General features: G+C 67.4%; 1 pseudogene. It reads left to right on the top strand.

Going from position 1 to position 528, the window contains the following annotated elements:
• Positions 1–528, top strand: a pseudogene (locus tag FV227_RS28720) (IS5 family transposase); the annotation flags it as partial.

The following is a 528-nucleotide window of genomic DNA, read 5'->3' as shown; positions in this document are numbered from 1 at the left end:
TGCTCGGCCTCGTGCAAGAGCAGGGCGTCCAGCTTGGTATGGTGTTCCTCGATGGCACCAACGTGCGGGCGCATCAAAAGGCGGCAGGGGCTGCCAAAAGGGGGGATCTGGGGCCGAGCGAGACGCTTGTGAAGCGCTTGGCCGCTCACGTGGCGGCGATAGTTCCAAGGCTTGCGTGATCGCCGACGGGCAGGGTCGCGCCATCGCCTTCCGGCTGGCACCCGGTCAGGCTCATGAACTGCCTCACACCGTCCCCCTGCTCGACCAACTGACGGGCGTGCCCAAGTGGGTCGTCGGGGACCGCGGCGACACCCGTCACGCCTTTCGCCAGCACATCTGGAACATGGGCGCGCGACCGGCGATCCCACCCCAGCGCCACGAGGCGCCCGTCGCGTGCCCAGACTGGATCTACAACAACCGCAGTCAGGTCGAGCGCCTCTGGGCCAGGCTCAAGGAATGGCGTGCCATCGCCACCCGCTACGAGAAAACCGCCGCCAGCTTCATGGGCGTCCTCTCCCTCGCTGCAGC

The sequence above is a fragment of the Methylobacterium sp. WL119 genome (genome assembly GCF_008039875.1).
In the GTDB taxonomy this organism is placed as follows: Bacteria; Pseudomonadota; Alphaproteobacteria; order Rhizobiales; family Beijerinckiaceae; genus Methylobacterium.
Note: the sequence above shows the minus strand (reverse complement) of the source record. Positions and strands in the feature narration are given on the sequence as shown.